We start from the raw sequence: 16596 nt of genomic DNA on the forward strand, positions 1-16596 counted from the left end.
TAAGAATTGTCCTCTATGAATTTTCGGCCCATCGCAAGGTCTCGATCTGACACCTGCTGCTGATTCGCTGGTGCCATGAAGGTGAGCACATGGAGCACACTCCCCCGTCGACCACTGCTCACTCCGCAGCCAGTGAGCGGTTCCGGTGGGAACTGCGCAATTGCCGCATCAGACGAGGGCTGACCCAGCGAGCACTGGCCGACCTGGTGCGCTTCAGCCGGGAGACCGTCGCGGCCGTCGAGTCGGGCCGCCGCTTCGGCAGTCAGGAGTTCGCGGATCGCTGCGACGACGTACTCCACACCGACGGCCGGCTGGCAGCGCTGTGGCCGCAGGTCGCCGCCGAACAGTTGGCGGCCGACGGCCGCCGAGGCCCCCGATCCCCGGACACACCGTCGCAGGGTGCGTCGGTGCCGCGCCAGCGCAGCCGGCGCGACGCGCGCGACCCGGGCGCCATGGTGGACGCCATCGACGAATTGCGGGAGCTGATCGGCCAGGTGCTCAGCGGTCAGCCCGACCCGGATGACCACGGACGGCGCCAGACCGCCGACCCCCTCGACGACCAGCGCTGACTCGCCGCTCCGGATCGCCGCCGCTTCGCCGCACCTTGCTGACTCTGGGTACAGATGCTGGTACGGGCAGTTTGTACCACGGCCAGGTCTGGTCTCTGGGCTCGGGTTCCGGCGGAATGGGACTTGCATTCGGCAACGTGCAAATAGACCGTCGTCGACGAGTCGTGGGAGTCAACCTTGGCGTCGAGCACGAAGTCCCACGCGGCCCGACCCTACCCGACCCGTCGGCGCGGTTGGAAGATAGCCGGGCGGATGCGCCTCATCGTCGCGGCACCGCTGGTCGCCGTGATCGGATTCGCCGGTCTCGCCCTCACCGAGAGCGCACGCCAGACCACCCGCGCCAGCGATCTGGAAGTCCTTGCCCGCCTCGGCACCGAGGCCGGTGACCTGGCCTACCGGCTGCAACGCGAACGCATCGCCGCCGCCGATCTGCTCACCTACGCGGCCCCTCCGCAGCAGGAAGCATTCGGCGCCGAGATGGCCGCCACCGACGATGCGGTCGCCCGCTACCAACGGCAACGCGACCGGGTGCCCGCCGACAGCGACGCGAGCCGGGCCCTCCTGGGCAACATCGACACCGCGCTGAAGGGCCTCGCCCCGCTGCGTACCCAGGTGCGCACGGCAGCGCAGGCTTCGGTCTCGGCGATGACCTTCAGCTACCGCATCGTGATCGCCGACCTGATCAACTTCCGGGAGAACGTCTCGCACGGCGTGGTCAACGCCAATCTCGCCGATGGGATCCGAGCCTCGGCGGCACTCTCGAAGACGGCAGAGGCGATCGGGCAACAACAGGTCGCCGTGCTGCGCGCGGTCGCCGCCGGCGAACTCACCCCCGCCATGCAGCAGGACATCACCGCCGCACGCACCAGCTACATCGACGCCAGCCTCTCGTTCCTGGCCCTGGCCCCGCCCGAGTGGAGCGTCTGGTGGGAACAGGCCGGCACCGGCAAGGAGGCGCTCGCCCTGCAACGGATGCAGGACCAGGTGTCCCGAGCCCAGCCCGGGACGCGACTGCAGCTCGAGACCCCAGCCTGGGTGTCCACGACCCAGGAACGTGCGGCCCGCCTGTCCGAGCTGCGCGGTCGGGTCGACGTCGCGGTGCTCGACGACGTCCGCGGGGCGTACGTCGACCAGCGCCGCCGGGCCATCGCCGAGGCGGTCGGCGTCCTCCTGGCGCTGCTGCTGACCGCGCTGGTGACCTGGGCCGTCGCCCGGCAGATCACCCGGCGCCTGCGGCGGCTACGCGACGCGGCCAACGCCGTCGCCTTCGAACAGCTCCCCGCCGTGGTCGCCCGACTCCAACGCCCGGACAGCTCCACCGTCGACCCGCACGAGTTCGCCCGTCAGCAGTCCACCACGGCACTCGAGCCGTCCAGCGACGACGAGATCGGCGAGCTGGGCCAGGCGTTCAGCGCCGTGCACCGGGCCGCCGTGCGAACCGCCGCCGAGCAGGCCGTCATGCGCGCCAACACCGCGGACATCTTCATCCACCTGAGCCGCCGCGAACAGCGACTGGTCGACGCCGTGCTGGCCCAGGTCGACCGGGTCGAGCGCGACGAGACCGACCCCGATCGGCTCCACCAGCTGTACACCCTAGACAACCTGGCGACCCGGATGGGCCGGATCAACGCCAGCCTGCTGGTGCTCGGCGGCGTCGGCGTGGGCCGGGTCCGCCAACACGACGTCCCGCTGCAGCAGGTGCTCCAGGCGGCACTGTCACAGATCGAGCACTACGCCCGGATCCGGATCGGCATGGTCGACGGCGACGTCGCCGTCGCCGCGAAGACCGTCGACGAGGTCGTCCACCTCCTCGCCGAACTCATGGACAACGCGACGACGTACTCGGCGCCGGGCAGCGAAGCGTGGGTGAGCGGCCGGAGCCTGGGTGACCGGGTCATCGTCCAGATCAGCGACGAGGGCGTGGGCCTGTCCCCGCCACGGCTACAGCAACTCAACGAACTGCTGGCCCATCCACCGGCCATCGACGTGGCCGCCGTGCGGGCGATGGGACTGGTCGTCGTGGGCCAGCTCGCCGGCCGGCTGGGCGCGACCGTCCAACTGCGCCGCGGCCCTCGGCGCGGCACCCTCGCGGAGGCCACGCTGCCCGCGGCGATGATCCGGTCGCTGCCGCCGGAGGAGTACGTGCTCGCACCCGGCCGCCTGTCGCGGCGGTCGGCCCGCACGCACGTACCCCCACCGCCGTACCGGCCCCGCCCGGAGCCCACCGCCGGGCGGCCCCCCGCCGAGCGGACGCTGCCGGCGGCACCGGTGTTCCGGCCGGCACCCACGCCCACGCCGACGAACCGGGGTGAGGCACCGACCGAGGAGTTGCTCATCTTCGAACAGGTGAACCACTGGTTCCAGAACGACGTCGTCGACGGCCACGACAGTCAGGAGTGGTCGAGCCCGGCCGACGAGGCGTGGCAGACGGCCGCCCAGGCGCAGACGCCCGAGGTCGCCACGACCACCAAGACCGGCCTGCCCAAGCGACAGCCACAGCGGCACCTCGTACCCGGCGGCGTCACCGTGCCGCAACAACAGCAACGGTCCGAATACCGCGACCCGGCCCAGGTGGCCACGGCGATGGCCGCCTACGCGCGTGGAGTGGCGTCCCGCCGACGTACCCCGATCAACCTCGGCAACAAATAACCCGACAGGGAGACCACGTGAGCGACCAACAGGACCTGGGCTGGCTGCTGGACAGCTTCGCCGCGCGCGCGACCGAGGTCAGCCATGCGATCGCCATCTCCGCCGACGGCCTCATGGTGGCCGCCACCCGCGACCTGCCGCCGGACCGGGCCGACCAGCTCGCCGCGACGGGCAGCGGCCTGGTCAGCCTGCTGCGCGGCGCGGCGGCCTTCTTCGACGCCGGCGCCGTGATCTCCAACGTCACACAGCTCGAGGGCGGCTTCATGTTCTCGATGGCCTTCAACGACGGCGCCTCGCTGCTGGTGCTCGCCGCACCCGAGTGCGACGTCGGCAAGGTCTCCTACGAAATGACCGAACTGGCCAACCGAATCGGGGACGCACTGACCCCCGCAGCCCGAGCGGCGCTCGCCCGCACTCGCTGACATCCCGGTACCCCACGCCGGAGAACCACCCCTTCCCCTGGAGAAGACATGCCTTCAACCAACCCTCGGCGCAGCCGTGCCCTCACCGCCACGATGCTCGCGCTCGTGCTGACCGTCAGCACGGCCTGCGCCGATGACGGGCCCGGCACGAGCGCCAGCGGTTCGATAAAGATCGGCCTCCTCGCGTCGATGTCCGGCACGTACGAGGCCGTCGGTAAGGAGATCCGCAGCGGCTTCGAGCTCTACCTGGACACCCACGACGGCAAGCTCGGCGGCCGGAAGGTCGACCTCGTCGTCGCCGACGAGGGCAACGGCGCCCAGACGGCGGTGCCGGCGGCGACCAAGCTGCTCAAGCAGGACCGCGTGCTCGCGCTCACCGGCATCGTCGGTGGTGGCTCGGTCGCCGGCGTCGTCCCCCTGCTCAACGAGACGAAGGTGCCGCTCGTCGGCTCCAACGGCCGGCCGGAGCTCAAGGACGTGAGCCGGGTCTGGCACACGTCGTACCTCTCCGACGAGCCCGGGGCCGCGATCGCCCAACACGTCAAGGACAACGTGACAGGCAGCGTCTACGCGATCGGCCCGGACTACCAGGGTGGCTGGGACGAACTGCGCGGCTTCACCGACGCGTTCGGGAAGATCGGCGGGAAGCTCGCCAACACCGATGGCAAGACCACCTTCACGCCCTTCCCGACCACGACCAACTTCACCCCGTACTTCGCGCGGATCAAGGCCTCGGGCGCGGCGGCGGTCTACACCTTCTACGCCGGCAGCGCCGCCGTCGACTTCGTGAAGCAGTACGCGCAGTCCGAAATCAAGGACGTCCCGCTGTACGCGGCCGGGTTCCTCACCGAGGGCGGGGTGCTCAACGCCCAGGGCGAGGCAGCCCGGGACATCTACTCGGTGCTCAACTACTCGCCCGACCTCGACAACGCCGAGAACCGCGGCTTCGTCGCGGCGTGGAAGTCCAAGCACGACGGCTCACCGACGACCTACGCGCTGGCCTCCTACGACGCGGCGGCAGTGCTGGACCGGGCCATCGGTGCCGCCGGGAGCGACCCGACTCCGGAGTCCATCAACGCGGCCATCGGCCAGCTCGGCCAGATCTCCAGCCCGCGCGGCACCTGGCAGTTCTCCACCGCCACGCACTCCCCCGTGCAGAAGTGGTACCTGCGGCAGGTCCGCCAGGACGGTCGGGCGCTGTCCAACACCGTCGTGGGTGACCTCGCGACCATCGGCCGGTGATCGCGGTGGCGGCCGGCACGAACCGGATCGACCCGTACCTGATACCGGCGCTGGACGGAGTCGCCTACGGGCTGCTCGTCTTCGTCGCCGCGGCGGGCCTGGTCTTCTGTTTCGGCGTCGCCAACATCCTCAACCTGGCGCACGGCACGCTCTACGCGATCGGTGGATACACCGCCGCCGCCGTGCTCGACGGTGGCTGGGCGAGCCTGGCGCTGGCGCTGGCGGTCGGTGTGCTGGCCGCCACCGCGGCGGGCGTTTTGCTCGCCGGCCTGCTCACCCCGGTCGCCACCGGCAACCACCTCACCCAGGCGCTACTGACCTTCGGGGTGGCACTGGCCGGCGGCAGCCTGCTCGTCGCCGGCTTCGGGCCCGACGACCCCCAGGTCCACGTGCCCGCCGCCCTGGACGGGTCGGTGGTCGTCGCCGGCCACCGCTACGCCGCCTACCGGCTGGTCTTCATCGTGGTCGCCGGGCTGATCGCCGCCGGGCTCTACCTCACGGTCCGACGTACCAGGGCCGGGATGCTGGTCCGGGCCGCCGTCGACGACCCGGAGATGGTCGCGTGCATGGGCGTCAGCCCCGGCCGGATCCGGGCCGGTGTGCTCGCCGCCGCCGGCGCGTTGGCCGGAGCGGCCGGCGTTCTGGGCGCGCCCATCATCGGCCCCGGCACGGACACCGCCGACACCGTGCTGCTGCTGTCCCTGGTGGTCGTCGTCCTGGGTGGCCTCGGCTCCATGGCGGGCACCCTGCTCGCGGCACTCGCGATCGGGGAGATCCAGACGCTGGGCGTGGCGCTGCTGCCGTCCGCCGCACCGTTCCTGCTGTTCGCGGCCATGGCCGCCGTCCTCGCCGTACGAGCGCGGGGCCTGGCCGCCAGGTGGAGGGCGACATGAGGGACGAGGTGATCCGTTGGGTGCGCGGCGCCGTCGCGGCAGTCGTGCTGACCGGCCTGGTCGTGGCGCCCTGGGTGGTCGACGACTACACTGCGGCGATCCTCGCCCGGACGCTGGCACTGGGGCTGGTCGGGGTGAGCGTGGCGCTGCTCACCGGCGTCGCCGGCATGCCCACCCTGGGCCAGACCGCACCGTACGCGGCCGGGGCCTACGCCTGCGCCGTCCTCGGCAGCCAGATCTCCGACGTCGGCGTCGTCCAGCTCGCCGTCGCGGCGGGCGCCGGAGCGGTACTCGCCGCGCTGACCGTGCCACTTGTCGTTCCCGCCCGCGGGGTGATCGTCCTGATGATCACCCTGGCGATCGGCGAACTCGTCGTGACCGTCCTCGGTCGATGGCGTTCGGTGACCGGCGGCACGGACGGGCTGGCTGGCATTCCCGCGGTCCGACCGTTCTGGGGCCTGCCGCCCCTCGCCAGCGATCAGGCGCGCTATCTGTACATCCTGATCGTGGTCGCCGTACTGGTCGGCGCGGTGCTGCTCCTGCTGCGTACCCGGGCAGGGTTGTTGCTCCGCGCGGGCCGGGACGACGAGACGCGGCTGCGGGCCAGCGGCCACCGGGTGCCGCTGCACCTGTCGGGCGTGCACATCGCCGCCGGCGCGATCGCGGGTGGCGCCGGCTCGCTGCTGGTCGTCGCCCAGCAGTACATCTCCCCCGCGGACTTCGGTTTCGACACCTCCGCTCTGCTGCTGCTCGGCGTCGTCATCGGGGGCACCGCCTCGGTCGGCGGCGCCCTGATCGGCGCGGCGCTCGTCATCGCCGTCCGGGACTGGCTGTTCGGGGTGCTGCCCGGCCACGCGCCGCTGGTGCTGGGCGCGCTGTTCGTGGCGACGGTCTACCTGCTGCCCACCGGCGTCGACCGGGTCCGCGGCACGCGCGGCAGGCGGCGTCCGCCGATCGCCCCGCCGAGCCGACCGGACGCCGCCGCGCCCGCCCGTGACCACGCCCCGGTGCCGGAGCTACGCGCATGACGTGGCTACTCAGCGCCGAAGGCGTCAGCGTGCGCTACGGCTCGCTCAGCGCGCTCACCGGCGTCGACCTGCGCGTTCACGATGGTGAGCGGCACGCGCTCATCGGGCCCAACGGAGCCGGCAAGACCACCCTGCTCAACGTGATCGGCGGGGCGACGAAGCCCCACCGCGGCACAGTGCGGTTCGCCGGACGGAACATCAGTCGGCTCGGCCCGGCGGCGCGGGCCCGTCGTGGCATCAACCGGATCCACCAACGACCCGCGGTCTTTCCGACGCTCACCGCGACCGAGAACGTCGTGGTCGCCGCGCTGCCCCGGATCATCCGACGGCGCAGGTGGTGGCCCGGCGACAGTCGGCGTACCGCGCACCACCGGGCCGGTCCCCTGCTGGACCGGATGGGCCTGGCCGACGTCGCGGCCGTGCCCGCCGGACACCTCGCACACGGGCAACGACGCCAGTTGGAGATCGCGATGGCCCTTGCCGGTCGCCCCCGCCTGCTGCTCCTCGACGAACCGGCAGCCGGGTTGTCCGCCACCGAGGTCGGCCGACTGATGGAGCTGCTCCAAGCGCTGCCCAGGGCCGTCGCCGTGTTGCTGGTCGAACATCGGCTGGATCTGGTGTACGCCCTCTGCGACACGGTGACCGTGCTGCGCGACGGTCAGACGTTGGCCGCCGGGACGCCGGACGAGATCCGCACCTCGCCGCTGGTGCGGCAGGCCTACGCCGACGGGGTGGCCTGATGCTGTGCGTGGAGCGGCTCTGCGCCGGCTACGCCGGTGGCACGGTGCTGCACGAGGTGAGCCTGCGGGTGCATCCGGGCAGCATCCAGGCGGTCGTCGGCCGCAACGGGGCGGGCAAGAGCACACTCGTCCTCACGATCGCCGGGCTGGTGCGAGCCTCCAGCGGTCGGATCGAGATCGGCGGTGTGCACGTTGCCGGCCGGCAACCACATCGCATCGCCCAGTCCGGGGTCGGCCTCGTCCCGCAGGGCCGGCGGGTCTTCTCCCGGTTGACCGTCGCCGAGCACCTCGCTCTGGCGGCCGCACCGTGGCGGGCGGCGACGCCCGGCGGTGAGGGCTGGACGGTTGCCCGGATCCTCGACCTGCTGCCGAGGCTCGCGGCGCGGCTGCGCCACCGCGGCTGCGAGCTCTCCGGTGGGGAGCAGCAGATGCTCGCGATCGCCCGTGCGCTGCTCGGTCAACCACGGGTGCTGCTGCTCGACGAACCCTGTGAGGGGCTCTCCCCCGACCTCGCGGCTCGGGTTCGTGAGCTCATCACTGGCCTGGCCGCCGATGGGCTGACCGTGCTGCTCGTCGAGCAGCAGCTCCAGCACGCGATCGAGATCGCGGACCGGGTTGCGGTGCTGGAGTACGGCCGGGTGGTCTACGACCGGCCGACGACCGAGGCCCGCACCGATCCTGCCCCGCTGGCGGCGATGTTGAGCGTCGCTGGCGTACCGCCACCGCCGGCGACTGGCACACCACCTCAGCTCTGGGCCGACACCCCGTAGGTCACCTGACCCTGTTCGGAGAGGCAGACACCGATGGCAACCGCTATGAGCGACGATACGTACACCTTTGACAACGGTTCACCGGACGCGGTCCCGCAGATGCACGCGCTGGAGTCCTTCCTGGACCCGATCACGATGCGTCGCCTGGCTCGTCCCGTCCTGGATCTGGGGGCGAGTTGCTGGGAGGTCGGGGCCGGTGGTGGCTCGATGGCCCGGCGGATGGCGCGGGCGGTCGGCGACGACGGTCAGGTGCTGGCCACGGACATCGACCCGACGCATCTCGTGGCGAACGGCAACCTGCGCGTACGCCAGCACGACGTGCGCACCGAAGCGCCACCCGGGGACGCGTTCGACCTGATCCACGCCCGCCTGCTGCTCCTGCACCTGCCCGACCGGCGTCGCGTCCTGAGCACACTCGCCGGCGCGCTGGCACCGGGCGGGTGGCTGGTCGTCGAGGAGTTCGACTGCACCACGCCGGTGCGGGTGCTGACCGCGCCGTCGGACGACGCGGCGAAGCTCTTCGCGCAGGTGATGGACGCCATGATGGGCATCCTGGAGGAGCATGGGGCCGACCTCGGGTGGGCGCTGGACGTGCACACCGAGATGACCCTCGCCGGTCTGACCGAGGTCGACAGCATCACCCACTCGCAGAGCTGGGCCGGCGGGTCGACCGGAACGTCGCTCTACGAGACGAACTCCCGCCAGTTGGAGCCGGAGTTGCTTGCGGCGGGCCTGTCGGCCAGCCAGCTGACCGCCTTCCGCAAGCTGGTCCGCGACCCCGCGTTCGCCGTCATGTCGTACCACTTCGTCTCGACGCGGGGCCGCCGGCCGGCCTGATTTGTGTGGCGCCGTGGCTCACCACCCACCCCCTAAAGCGTCCTAGGAGGCTGGCTCGCGGGGTGGGTGGTGGCTGCCGGCCGATCTTGTCGGGGGCGGTGGTTAGCGTGTGGTCGCTGTCGCCGCGCCGGCCACCTCGGGCCGGTCGCTGACCCCCCTCGGAGGCCCCCCATGTCCCAGGAGACGACCTACCTCGAGCTGTCCGAATCGGACGGTGCGCACAAGTTCTACGAGGTCGCCGTCGAGGACGTCACACTGACCGTGCGCTACGGCCGGATCGGCGACCAGGGGCAGGTCAAGGCAAGTTCCTACCCGGACAACGCCCGGGCCCGGGCAGCCGCGGCGAAGAAGATCGGGGAAAAGGTCCGCAAGGGGTACGCGCCGGCGGTCCCTGGCGCCCGACCGAAGCGCAGCGTCTCCCGGCGGACGATCGTCAGCACCCGCTCCACCGCCCACACCGCCCCGGTGCTCTGGCGCTACAACTCCGGTGCCCCCGCCTTCGGCATCTTCGTCGACGAGCAGCACTGCATGGTGGGCAACGAGCACGGGGTGATCACCACCCTCGGCCACGACGCCCAGGTGCGCAGCCAGGTCCGTCTCCCCGACGGCGTGAAGTGCATCGTCGCCGACGACGCCTGGATCTACGCCGGCTGCGACGACGGCAACGTCTACGACCTCTCCGGCAAGGTGCCCCGAGTGGCGTACGCGATCGCCCCCGAGATCGACATCTACTGGCTGGACATCCACGACGGCGTCCTGGGCGTCTCGGACGCCGACGGCGGGATCGCCGCCATCGACCACGAGGACGAGTTCCTCTGGCAGCGGCCCGGGCGGGGTCGTGCCGCCTGGATGGTGCGCTGCGACACCGACGCGCTCTACCACGGTCATTCCAAGGGCGTGACCGGCTACGACTGGCGCACCGGCCGCGAGCTCTGGCACACCCAGACGGGGTCGGTGCTCTTCGGGTGGCAGGAGCCCGGCAGCGTGTTCGCCGGCACGGGCACCCGCGAGGTCGTCCGGCTGGCCAAGGACGGTCGTGTCGAAAGCACCTATCGGTGCGACGCCCCGGTGTTCTCCTGCGCCACCGCCGAGGGCGGTCGGTACGTCTTCGCCGGTGACAGCCAGTCCTCGATCTACTGCTTCGACGAGGCGGGCACCCGCCTGTGGAAGCTCGGCACGGGCTGCGGCTCGGCGTACTCCATGCAGTACCACGGCGACCGGCTCTATGTCGTCACCACCGGCGGCCAGCTGGCCTGCATCGACGCCAGCGAGCCGGCGATCCGGGCAGCCCAGGTCGGGGACGTGCCGGAGGTTCTGGACGTCAAGGCACCCCGCCAGGCGCCACGCACCGTCGAACCGACGGTGGTCGAGGTGACCAGCGACGCCGGCACGGGCGTGATCGTGCAGTGCATCGACGATCGCGGGCGGCTGCGGGTCCAGGTGCTCTCCGACGGCTTCCAGCGCGACTGGTCCGTGCAGTTCCCGAAGGGCATCCGCGAGCCGGGCGCCCGCTACCTGGTGACCGAGGTCCGCGAGTCCGGTCGAGGTGGGTTCTACCGGGCGTACGGCGACATCCGCCGGCTGCGCTGACCCCGCAACCGCAGCGAGCCCGCGACCGGCCCTCGGCCGGCGCGGGCTCCGCGTCTGGCATTCCGGTCTCGACCGCTGGTCAGGGCGTGTGTTCACCGAAGCGTCTGGGTAGCCTGAGCGGCATGATCTTCATTACCGCAAAGTTCCGCGTCCTGCCCCAGCACGCCGACGAGTGGCCGCGGATCGCCGCCGAGTTCACCGACGCGACCCGGGCCGAGCCGGGCTGCCTGTGGTTCGACTGGTCCCGCAGCTTGGACGACCCGACCGAGTACGTGCTGGTCGAGGCGTTTCGCGACGACGAGGCGGGCGGGGCACACGTGCAGTCCGCCCACTTCCGCAAGGCGCAGGAGGATCTGCCGCCGTACCTGGCCGAGACGCCGCGCATCGTGAGCGTCACCGTCCCGCAGCAGGACTGGTCGCAGCTCGGCGAGATGGCCGTCCCCGAGGGCCGCTGACGCAGGGCCAGGCTGCCCGGCGACCTGACGGACGCAGAAGCCTTGGTCCGCACTGGCGCGAGCGTCCTGATTCAACGCGGAAGGGACTCCTGTCCGGCCAGGACGATAAGCTGGTCGGCGCGGGCCGACAGCTCCGCCTTCGCGTCATCGAGCCAGACGAGATAGCCCACCGGCGGGCCCGACGACCCCCACCGGGCTCCGATGATCGTGCCCGCCCGCACCTCATCCGGCTCACCGCACAACCGTACGCGGGTGCCCGGCGCATGTCCGTCGTCGGCGACGATGAGCAGCGCGTCGAGGATCTGCCGGGCACCGGCTATCGGCATCCCCTGCACGTACAGCTCCCCCGCGTGTCCCTCGCGTGGGGTCATCATGGTGCGCAGGAGCGCTGCTTGCCGCATCGCTTCCTGGCGGAGCTGCCGGTCCGCGCTGCCTTCGGCGGTGGTCAACGCCGTCTCGATCGCCGACCAGAGCGCTGTCGGCTCACGGTCGAGCAGCCGGCGGGCCTCACGGTCCACCTCGGCGCAGGTCATGTCGAGCGCCGTGTCCTCGCCCAGCTCAGCAACCCAGGCGAGGTCCCCCACAGCGGGCAGCAGGCCCGGTGACTCGACTGCGACCACGATGTAGAGCATCGTGAGTAGATCCTGCCGGCACTCGCCGTGGTAGAGCCGGCCGACCCCGCTGCCCGGCAACCCCCGCGTGGGTGGATAACGCTCGACGAGGTGGTGAGCCCGGCCGTCCGGCAGGGTCGCGGCCCGTCGGGTGTCCGCCACCCGCTGCGCGAACGTCCGCCGCTCGCGGCGTCCGACAAGCACTTCGCGGTACGGGTCGAAGCCGATCGGATAGATCGTCCGCCCGTAGCTGGAGAGCGTTTCGCCGGGCTGGAGACCGACCGCCTCGAGTTGCCGGGCAGCCACCGAGTAGGCGACGCCGGTCCGGGCGGCCTGCTCCCGGATCGCCCGAGTGCGGGCACGCCCCGAGCGGGGGGCTTGACGAGGATTGTGATCAGACATGGCGCCTCCGGTGCAGCCCCACGCCCTGCACCGAACAGGCGGCGTGACCGGCACGCCGAAGGTCGGCACGATTGCGCGGAGTCGGAGACTCTTGGCCCCTCGCGTGTGGTCGGGCGTGGGCCACCACATCGGGCGCGGGCAGGCGCACTGCCACGCCCACTATATCGCGATCCCTGCCTCGCTCCCGTCGGTGACGGCGCGGCAGAGGGCGGTCAGTTCGCGACGGCGACCGGTTCTGGCGCCGGGGCCTGCCGCCGCCGTTCGGCGCGGAGGCTGATGCCGGCCAGGCCCAGGCCGAGGACCGCCAGGACCAGACCCACCCGGGCCGGTGCGAGGTAGCCGAGGCCGGCCGCGATGGCGACGCTGCCCAGGGCGGCGCCCATGCTGTTCGCGATGTTCATGGCCGACTGGTTCACGGCCGCGCCCATCAGTTGGGCTCCCGGCGCGACCGTGATCAGGCGCGCCTGCAGGACCGGCCCCAGGAAGAGACTTGTCGCGCCGACCAGGAACGCACCCACGAACAGACCGGCGTGGCTCGACGCGACGAGGCTGAACACGGCGATGCTGACGATCATGGCGACGAAGCCGTAGATCATGCTGCGGCGCAGGTCCCGGTCCGCCAGCCAGCCGCCCAGCGCGTTGCCGACGGTCATGCCGAGGCCCACGGCGACGAGTGCCCACGGCACCGTCGCGGCGGAGAGGCCGGCGACGTCGGTGGTGACCGGCGCGATGTAGCTGTCGACCGCGAAGAACCCGGCGAAGCCGACCGCGCCGGTGGCCGCGACCAGCCAGACCTGCGAGGTGCGCAGCGCCCGCAACTCGGCGGCCGGCGAGCCGTCCACCGCCGCGGCGACCTCCGGGACCACCGCCAGCACCGCCAGCAGGGTGAGCAGGAAGACCCCGGCGATCACCAGGTAGGCCGTACGCCAGTCGGCCGTCTGCCCGAGCCGGGTGATCAGGGGTACGCCGACCACGTTGGCCGCGGTGAGGCCGCTCAGCACGGTGGCGAAGCCACGGGCCTCCTTGCCGGGACCCATCAGGCTCGCCGCGAGCAGGCCGGCCGCACCGAAGTACGCCCCGTGCGGCAGCGCCGCGACGAACCGTGCCACCAGCACCAGGCCGAACGTCGGGGCGATGGCGGATGCGACCGTGCCAACGACGAAGAGGACGAGTAGCCCGAGGACCAGCTTCTTGCGCGGTACGCGCGCGCTCAGGGCGGCGATCAGGGGAGCGCCCACGACCACCCCGAGCGCGTACGCGGTGATCATCCAGCCGGCACGCGCCACCGCGTCCGACGATGACTGGGCGTACTCGTGCGGTAGGAGGCCGCGCGCGATCTCGGGCAGCAGACCCATCGCCACGAACTCGGTCAACCCGACCGCTACGCCACCCAGCGCCAGGGCGACCACCGCCGCCAGTCGGCGACCTCTGCTCAATCCGTCCACGAAATTAATTTAGCAACAGCGTTGCGTAATATGGTGGTGAGATGACTCGCACCACCGCCGATGTGGCGTTCCTGCGCGGCTACAACCAGGCACTGGTCGTGGCCGTGGGCCGCACTGTGCGCAGGTTCGAACGGGCGACGGTCGTCAACGCTACCGGCCTGACGCCGCAGGCGGTCTCCAAGGTCATCGCCCGGCTGACCGCCGACGGCCTGATCCGGGCCGCCGGGGTTCGCCGCCCGAGCATCGGCAAGCCGGCGGTCGTCTACGAGCTGGTCCCCGACAGCCGGTACGCGATCGGCGCCCACGTCGCCCGGCGCACCCTGCGGCTGGTCCTCGTCGACCTGGCCGGCACCGTGCACCACTCGGCGGTCAGCCCGCTGCCCAGCGACTTCACCCCGGAGCAGCTCCTCACCACGTTGACGTCCGGCATCGACGCGATCGTCGACGACGGCATCCGCAGCCGACTGACCGGCGTGGGCCTCGGCATGATCGGCCCGCTGGACCACGAGCACGGCGTGGTCCGGGACGCGCACGGCCTGCGGCACTGGCACGACGTACCGTTGCGCGAGCTCGCGGAGGCGCACCTGGGCCTTCCCGTACGCCTCGACAAGGACGTCACCGCGGGGATCACGGCCGAGGCCTGGCGTCATGGCGGCACGTTCGGCGATGCGGCTCTCATCATGGTCGAGTCGGGCATCGGCGGCGGATTCTGGCTGGGCGGCACGGCCCACCGTGGCGCGCACACCAACGCCGGGGAGTTCGGCCACACCGTCGTCGATCTGGACGGCCCGCTCTGCGTCTGCGGACGCCGCGGCTGCCTCGAAGTCGTCCACAACCAGGCCGCCGAGGCGGGCGACATCGCCCGCGCGGCCCACGTCCTGGCCGTCGGCGTCGTCAACCTGCTCCAGACCCTGGACCTCGCCCATGTGGTGCTGGCGGGCGCGGACCTGCTACCCCACGCGGAGATCTACCTCGCCGCGGTCGAGAAGGCCGTCCACGCGGACGCGCGACGCGCGGACTGGCTCGCCACGGACGTGGTCCTGTCCAGCCTGGGCGCGGACGCGATCGCCGCCGGCGCTGCCATGCAGGTCCTCGACGAGCACTACGGCGTTCCGGACCTCGCCCCGCGCTAGCGGGATCGAGCCGTGCGCGGCTACGCCAGGTCGTAGACGCGGCGGGCGGTTCCCCCGAGGACCGCGGCCCGCTCGGTCGTCGTGCAGCCGGCCAACAGCTCGTCGGTGAGCGTGAGCACATCGGTGTACCGGCCGGTGAGTTCGCACACCGGCCAGTCCGAGCCGAACAGCACACGGTCGGCGCCGAACGCGGCCAGCACGTGTTCGGCGTACGGCCGGATGCGCGTGGCGTCCCAGTCGCCGGCCGCCTCGGTGACCAGGCCGGACAGCTTGCACACGACGCCTTCGCATCGGGCCAGGTCCGTGATCCAGGCCGCCCACGGCTCCCACTCCCCCGCCGCGATGCCCGGCTTGCCGGCGTGGTCGAGGACGAACCGGACGCCATCGACCCGTCGGGCGGCCGCGAGGGCGGCGGGCCGCTGCGGGGCACGCACGAGGATGTCGTACGCCAACCCGCGCGCACCGACCACGGCGAGCCCTCGGGTCACGTCGGTGCGCCGCAGCCAGTCCGGGTCCGGCTCGTCCTGCGCCTGGTGGCGTACGCCGACGAGTGGACCGGCGCGCAGCCGGTCGATCTCGTCGCCGAGGTCGGGGGCGGTCAGGTCGAGCCAGCCGACGACCCCGGCGACGGGTCCTTCGCTCGCTCGCGCGGTGGCGAGGAACTCCTCGGTCTCGGCCACCGAGGGCACGGTCTGCACCAGGACGGTCGCGGCGACCCGGGCACCGGCCGCGGCGCGCAGGTCGGTCACCGTGTAGGGGCGGCGGATGGGTGCGAGCGCGGGGTCGGACAACCAGGGGTACGCGCGCACGGCGGGATCCCACAGGTGGTGATGAGCGTCGACGATCACGGCTGTAGCAGCCCTTCCGCGGTGAGGTCGCGCCAGAGCGCGTCGGGTACGGGCGCGCCGGCGAGGTCCGCGTTGCGGCCGACCTCGGCGGTGGTCTGCATGCCGACCACCACGGACACGACGGCCGGGTGCCGTGCGGGAAACGCCAGGGCGGCCTGCGGCAGCGGCACACCGTGCGATCGGCACACGTCGGCGATGCGGGTGGCCCGAGCGTGCAGTGCCTCGGAGATCGGCTGGTAGTCGTACATCCGGCCCGGGGTCTCGGTGGCGAGCACCCCGCCGTTGAACACACCGGCGGCGAGCACCGACACCCCGCGTTCCCGGCAGCGGGGCAGCAGGCTGGACGCCGCCGACTGGTCCAGCAACGTGTACCGCCCGGCGAGCATCACGGTGTCGACGTCGGTCTCGGTGACGAACCGCTCCAGCATCTGCCACTGGTTCATGCCGACGCCGATGGCCCCCACGACGCCCTGGGCGCGTAGATCGTGCAGCGCCGGATACGCCTCCTCGACGGCCGGGCGCCAGTGCTCGTCCGGATCGTGGATCAGCACGACGTCGATCCGGTCCAGGCGCAGGCGGGCGAGGCTGGACTCCAGCGACCGACGTACGCCGTCGGCGCTGAAGTCCCACCGTCGGGTGTGGTCGGCGGGCACGTCGAACCCTGCCTCGTCGCTCCGGTGCGCCGAGTCCGGCGTGGGCACCAGCAGCCGACCGACCTTCGTGGAGACGGTGAACCCGTCGCGGGGGCGATCCGCCAGCGCGGCACCGAGCCGTCGCTCGGACAGGCCGAGACCGTAGTGCGGCGCGGTGTCGAAGTAGCGGATCCCGGCCTGCCACGCAGCGTCGACCGCGCGGTCGGCCGTCGCGTCGTCCACGGCGCGGTACAGGTTGCCGACGCTGGCCGCGCCGAAGCCGAGCGCCGTCACCGGCACGGACGACCGGCCGAGCCGCGCGGTCCCCAT

At 72.0% G+C, this 16596-nt stretch carries 16 protein-coding genes; 12 read left to right on the forward strand and 4 right to left on the reverse strand.

The features are described from left to right. Nucleotides 1-89 precede the first annotated feature (89 nt). From V6V47_RS00470 to V6V47_RS00520, 11 genes are all read left to right on the forward strand, one after another. Entirely contained in the window at nucleotides 90-569 is a 480-nt protein-coding gene (locus tag V6V47_RS00470; RefSeq protein WP_334625885.1) for a helix-turn-helix transcriptional regulator, read from the forward strand. A gap of 252 nt (nucleotides 570-821) precedes the next feature. Beyond that, entirely contained in the window at nucleotides 822-3218 is a 2397-nt protein-coding gene (locus V6V47_RS00475; RefSeq protein ID WP_334625886.1) for a sensor histidine kinase, read from the forward strand. Nucleotides 3219-3235: 17 nt separating this feature from the next. Then, entirely contained in the window at nucleotides 3236-3640 is a 405-nt protein-coding gene (locus tag V6V47_RS00480) for a roadblock/LC7 domain-containing protein (protein WP_334625887.1), read from the forward strand. A 48-nt stretch (nucleotides 3641-3688) separates the two neighbouring features. Then, a complete protein-coding gene (locus V6V47_RS00485) occupies nucleotides 3689-4882 on the forward strand; it encodes an ABC transporter substrate-binding protein (protein WP_334625888.1) in 1194 nt (397 codons plus the stop codon). Continuing rightward, entirely contained in the window at nucleotides 4879-5775 is an 897-nt protein-coding gene (locus tag V6V47_RS00490) for a branched-chain amino acid ABC transporter permease (RefSeq protein WP_334625889.1), read from the forward strand. Before V6V47_RS00485 ends, V6V47_RS00490 begins: the two co-directional genes overlap by 4 nt. Further along, the gene (locus tag V6V47_RS00495; protein ID WP_334625890.1) at nucleotides 5772-6803 is read left to right on the forward strand and encodes a branched-chain amino acid ABC transporter permease; all 1032 of its coding nucleotides are present in this window, start codon (nucleotides 5772-5774) and stop codon (nucleotides 6801-6803) included. Before V6V47_RS00490 ends, V6V47_RS00495 begins: the two co-directional genes overlap by 4 nt. After that, nucleotides 6800-7543 carry an ABC transporter ATP-binding protein gene (locus tag V6V47_RS00500; protein ID WP_334625891.1) on the forward strand — a complete coding sequence of 248 codons (744 nt, stop codon included), beginning with the start codon at nucleotides 6800-6802 and terminating at the stop codon, nucleotides 7541-7543. Before V6V47_RS00495 ends, V6V47_RS00500 begins: the two co-directional genes overlap by 4 nt. After that, a complete protein-coding gene (locus V6V47_RS00505; RefSeq protein ID WP_334625892.1) occupies nucleotides 7543-8313 on the forward strand; it encodes an ABC transporter ATP-binding protein in 771 nt (256 codons plus the stop codon). Before V6V47_RS00500 ends, V6V47_RS00505 begins: the two co-directional genes overlap by 1 nt. 33 nt (nucleotides 8314-8346) lie before the next feature. Then, nucleotides 8347-9150, forward strand: coding sequence for a methyltransferase domain-containing protein (locus V6V47_RS00510; protein ID WP_334625893.1), 804 nt, complete (start codon nucleotides 8347-8349; stop codon nucleotides 9148-9150). A 171-nt stretch (nucleotides 9151-9321) separates the two neighbouring features. Further along, on the forward strand, nucleotides 9322-10740 hold the full coding sequence (locus tag V6V47_RS00515) for a WGR domain-containing protein (protein WP_334625894.1): 1419 nt from the start codon (nucleotides 9322-9324) through the stop codon (nucleotides 10738-10740). Between the two features lie 122 nt (nucleotides 10741-10862). After that, on the forward strand, nucleotides 10863-11195 hold the full coding sequence (locus V6V47_RS00520) for a putative quinol monooxygenase (protein WP_334625895.1): 333 nt from the start codon (nucleotides 10863-10865) through the stop codon (nucleotides 11193-11195). A 71-nt stretch (nucleotides 11196-11266) separates the two neighbouring features. Here the strand turns inward: V6V47_RS00520 and V6V47_RS00525 are convergent, their stop codons facing one another. Both V6V47_RS00525 and V6V47_RS00530 read right to left on the reverse strand, forming a co-directional pair. After that, nucleotides 11267-12208, reverse strand: a complete 942-nt coding sequence (locus V6V47_RS00525; protein WP_334625896.1) for a hypothetical protein — start codon at nucleotides 12206-12208, stop codon at nucleotides 11267-11269. 212 nt (nucleotides 12209-12420) lie between these two features. Then, nucleotides 12421-13653, reverse strand: coding sequence for an MFS transporter (locus V6V47_RS00530; protein ID WP_334625897.1), 1233 nt, complete (start codon nucleotides 13651-13653; stop codon nucleotides 12421-12423). Between the two features lie 41 nt (nucleotides 13654-13694). On the opposite strand from V6V47_RS00530, the gene V6V47_RS00535 reads away from it, so the two are divergent. Continuing rightward, a complete protein-coding gene (locus V6V47_RS00535; protein ID WP_334625898.1) occupies nucleotides 13695-14786 on the forward strand; it encodes an ROK family protein in 1092 nt (363 codons plus the stop codon). A gap of 20 nt (nucleotides 14787-14806) precedes the next feature. Here the strand turns inward: V6V47_RS00535 and V6V47_RS00540 are convergent, their stop codons facing one another. Next, nucleotides 14807-15634, reverse strand: coding sequence for an amidohydrolase family protein (locus V6V47_RS00540; RefSeq protein WP_334625899.1), 828 nt, complete (start codon nucleotides 15632-15634; stop codon nucleotides 14807-14809). Next, complete coding sequence (locus V6V47_RS00545; RefSeq protein WP_334626226.1) at nucleotides 15631-16596, reverse strand: aldo/keto reductase; 966 nt, start codon at nucleotides 16594-16596, stop codon at nucleotides 15631-15633. Before V6V47_RS00545 ends, V6V47_RS00540 begins: the two co-directional genes overlap by 4 nt.

It is taken from the genome of Micromonospora sp. CPCC 205539, from assembly GCF_036906815.1.
In the GTDB taxonomy this organism is placed as follows: Bacteria; Actinomycetota; Actinomycetes; order Mycobacteriales; family Micromonosporaceae; genus Micromonospora.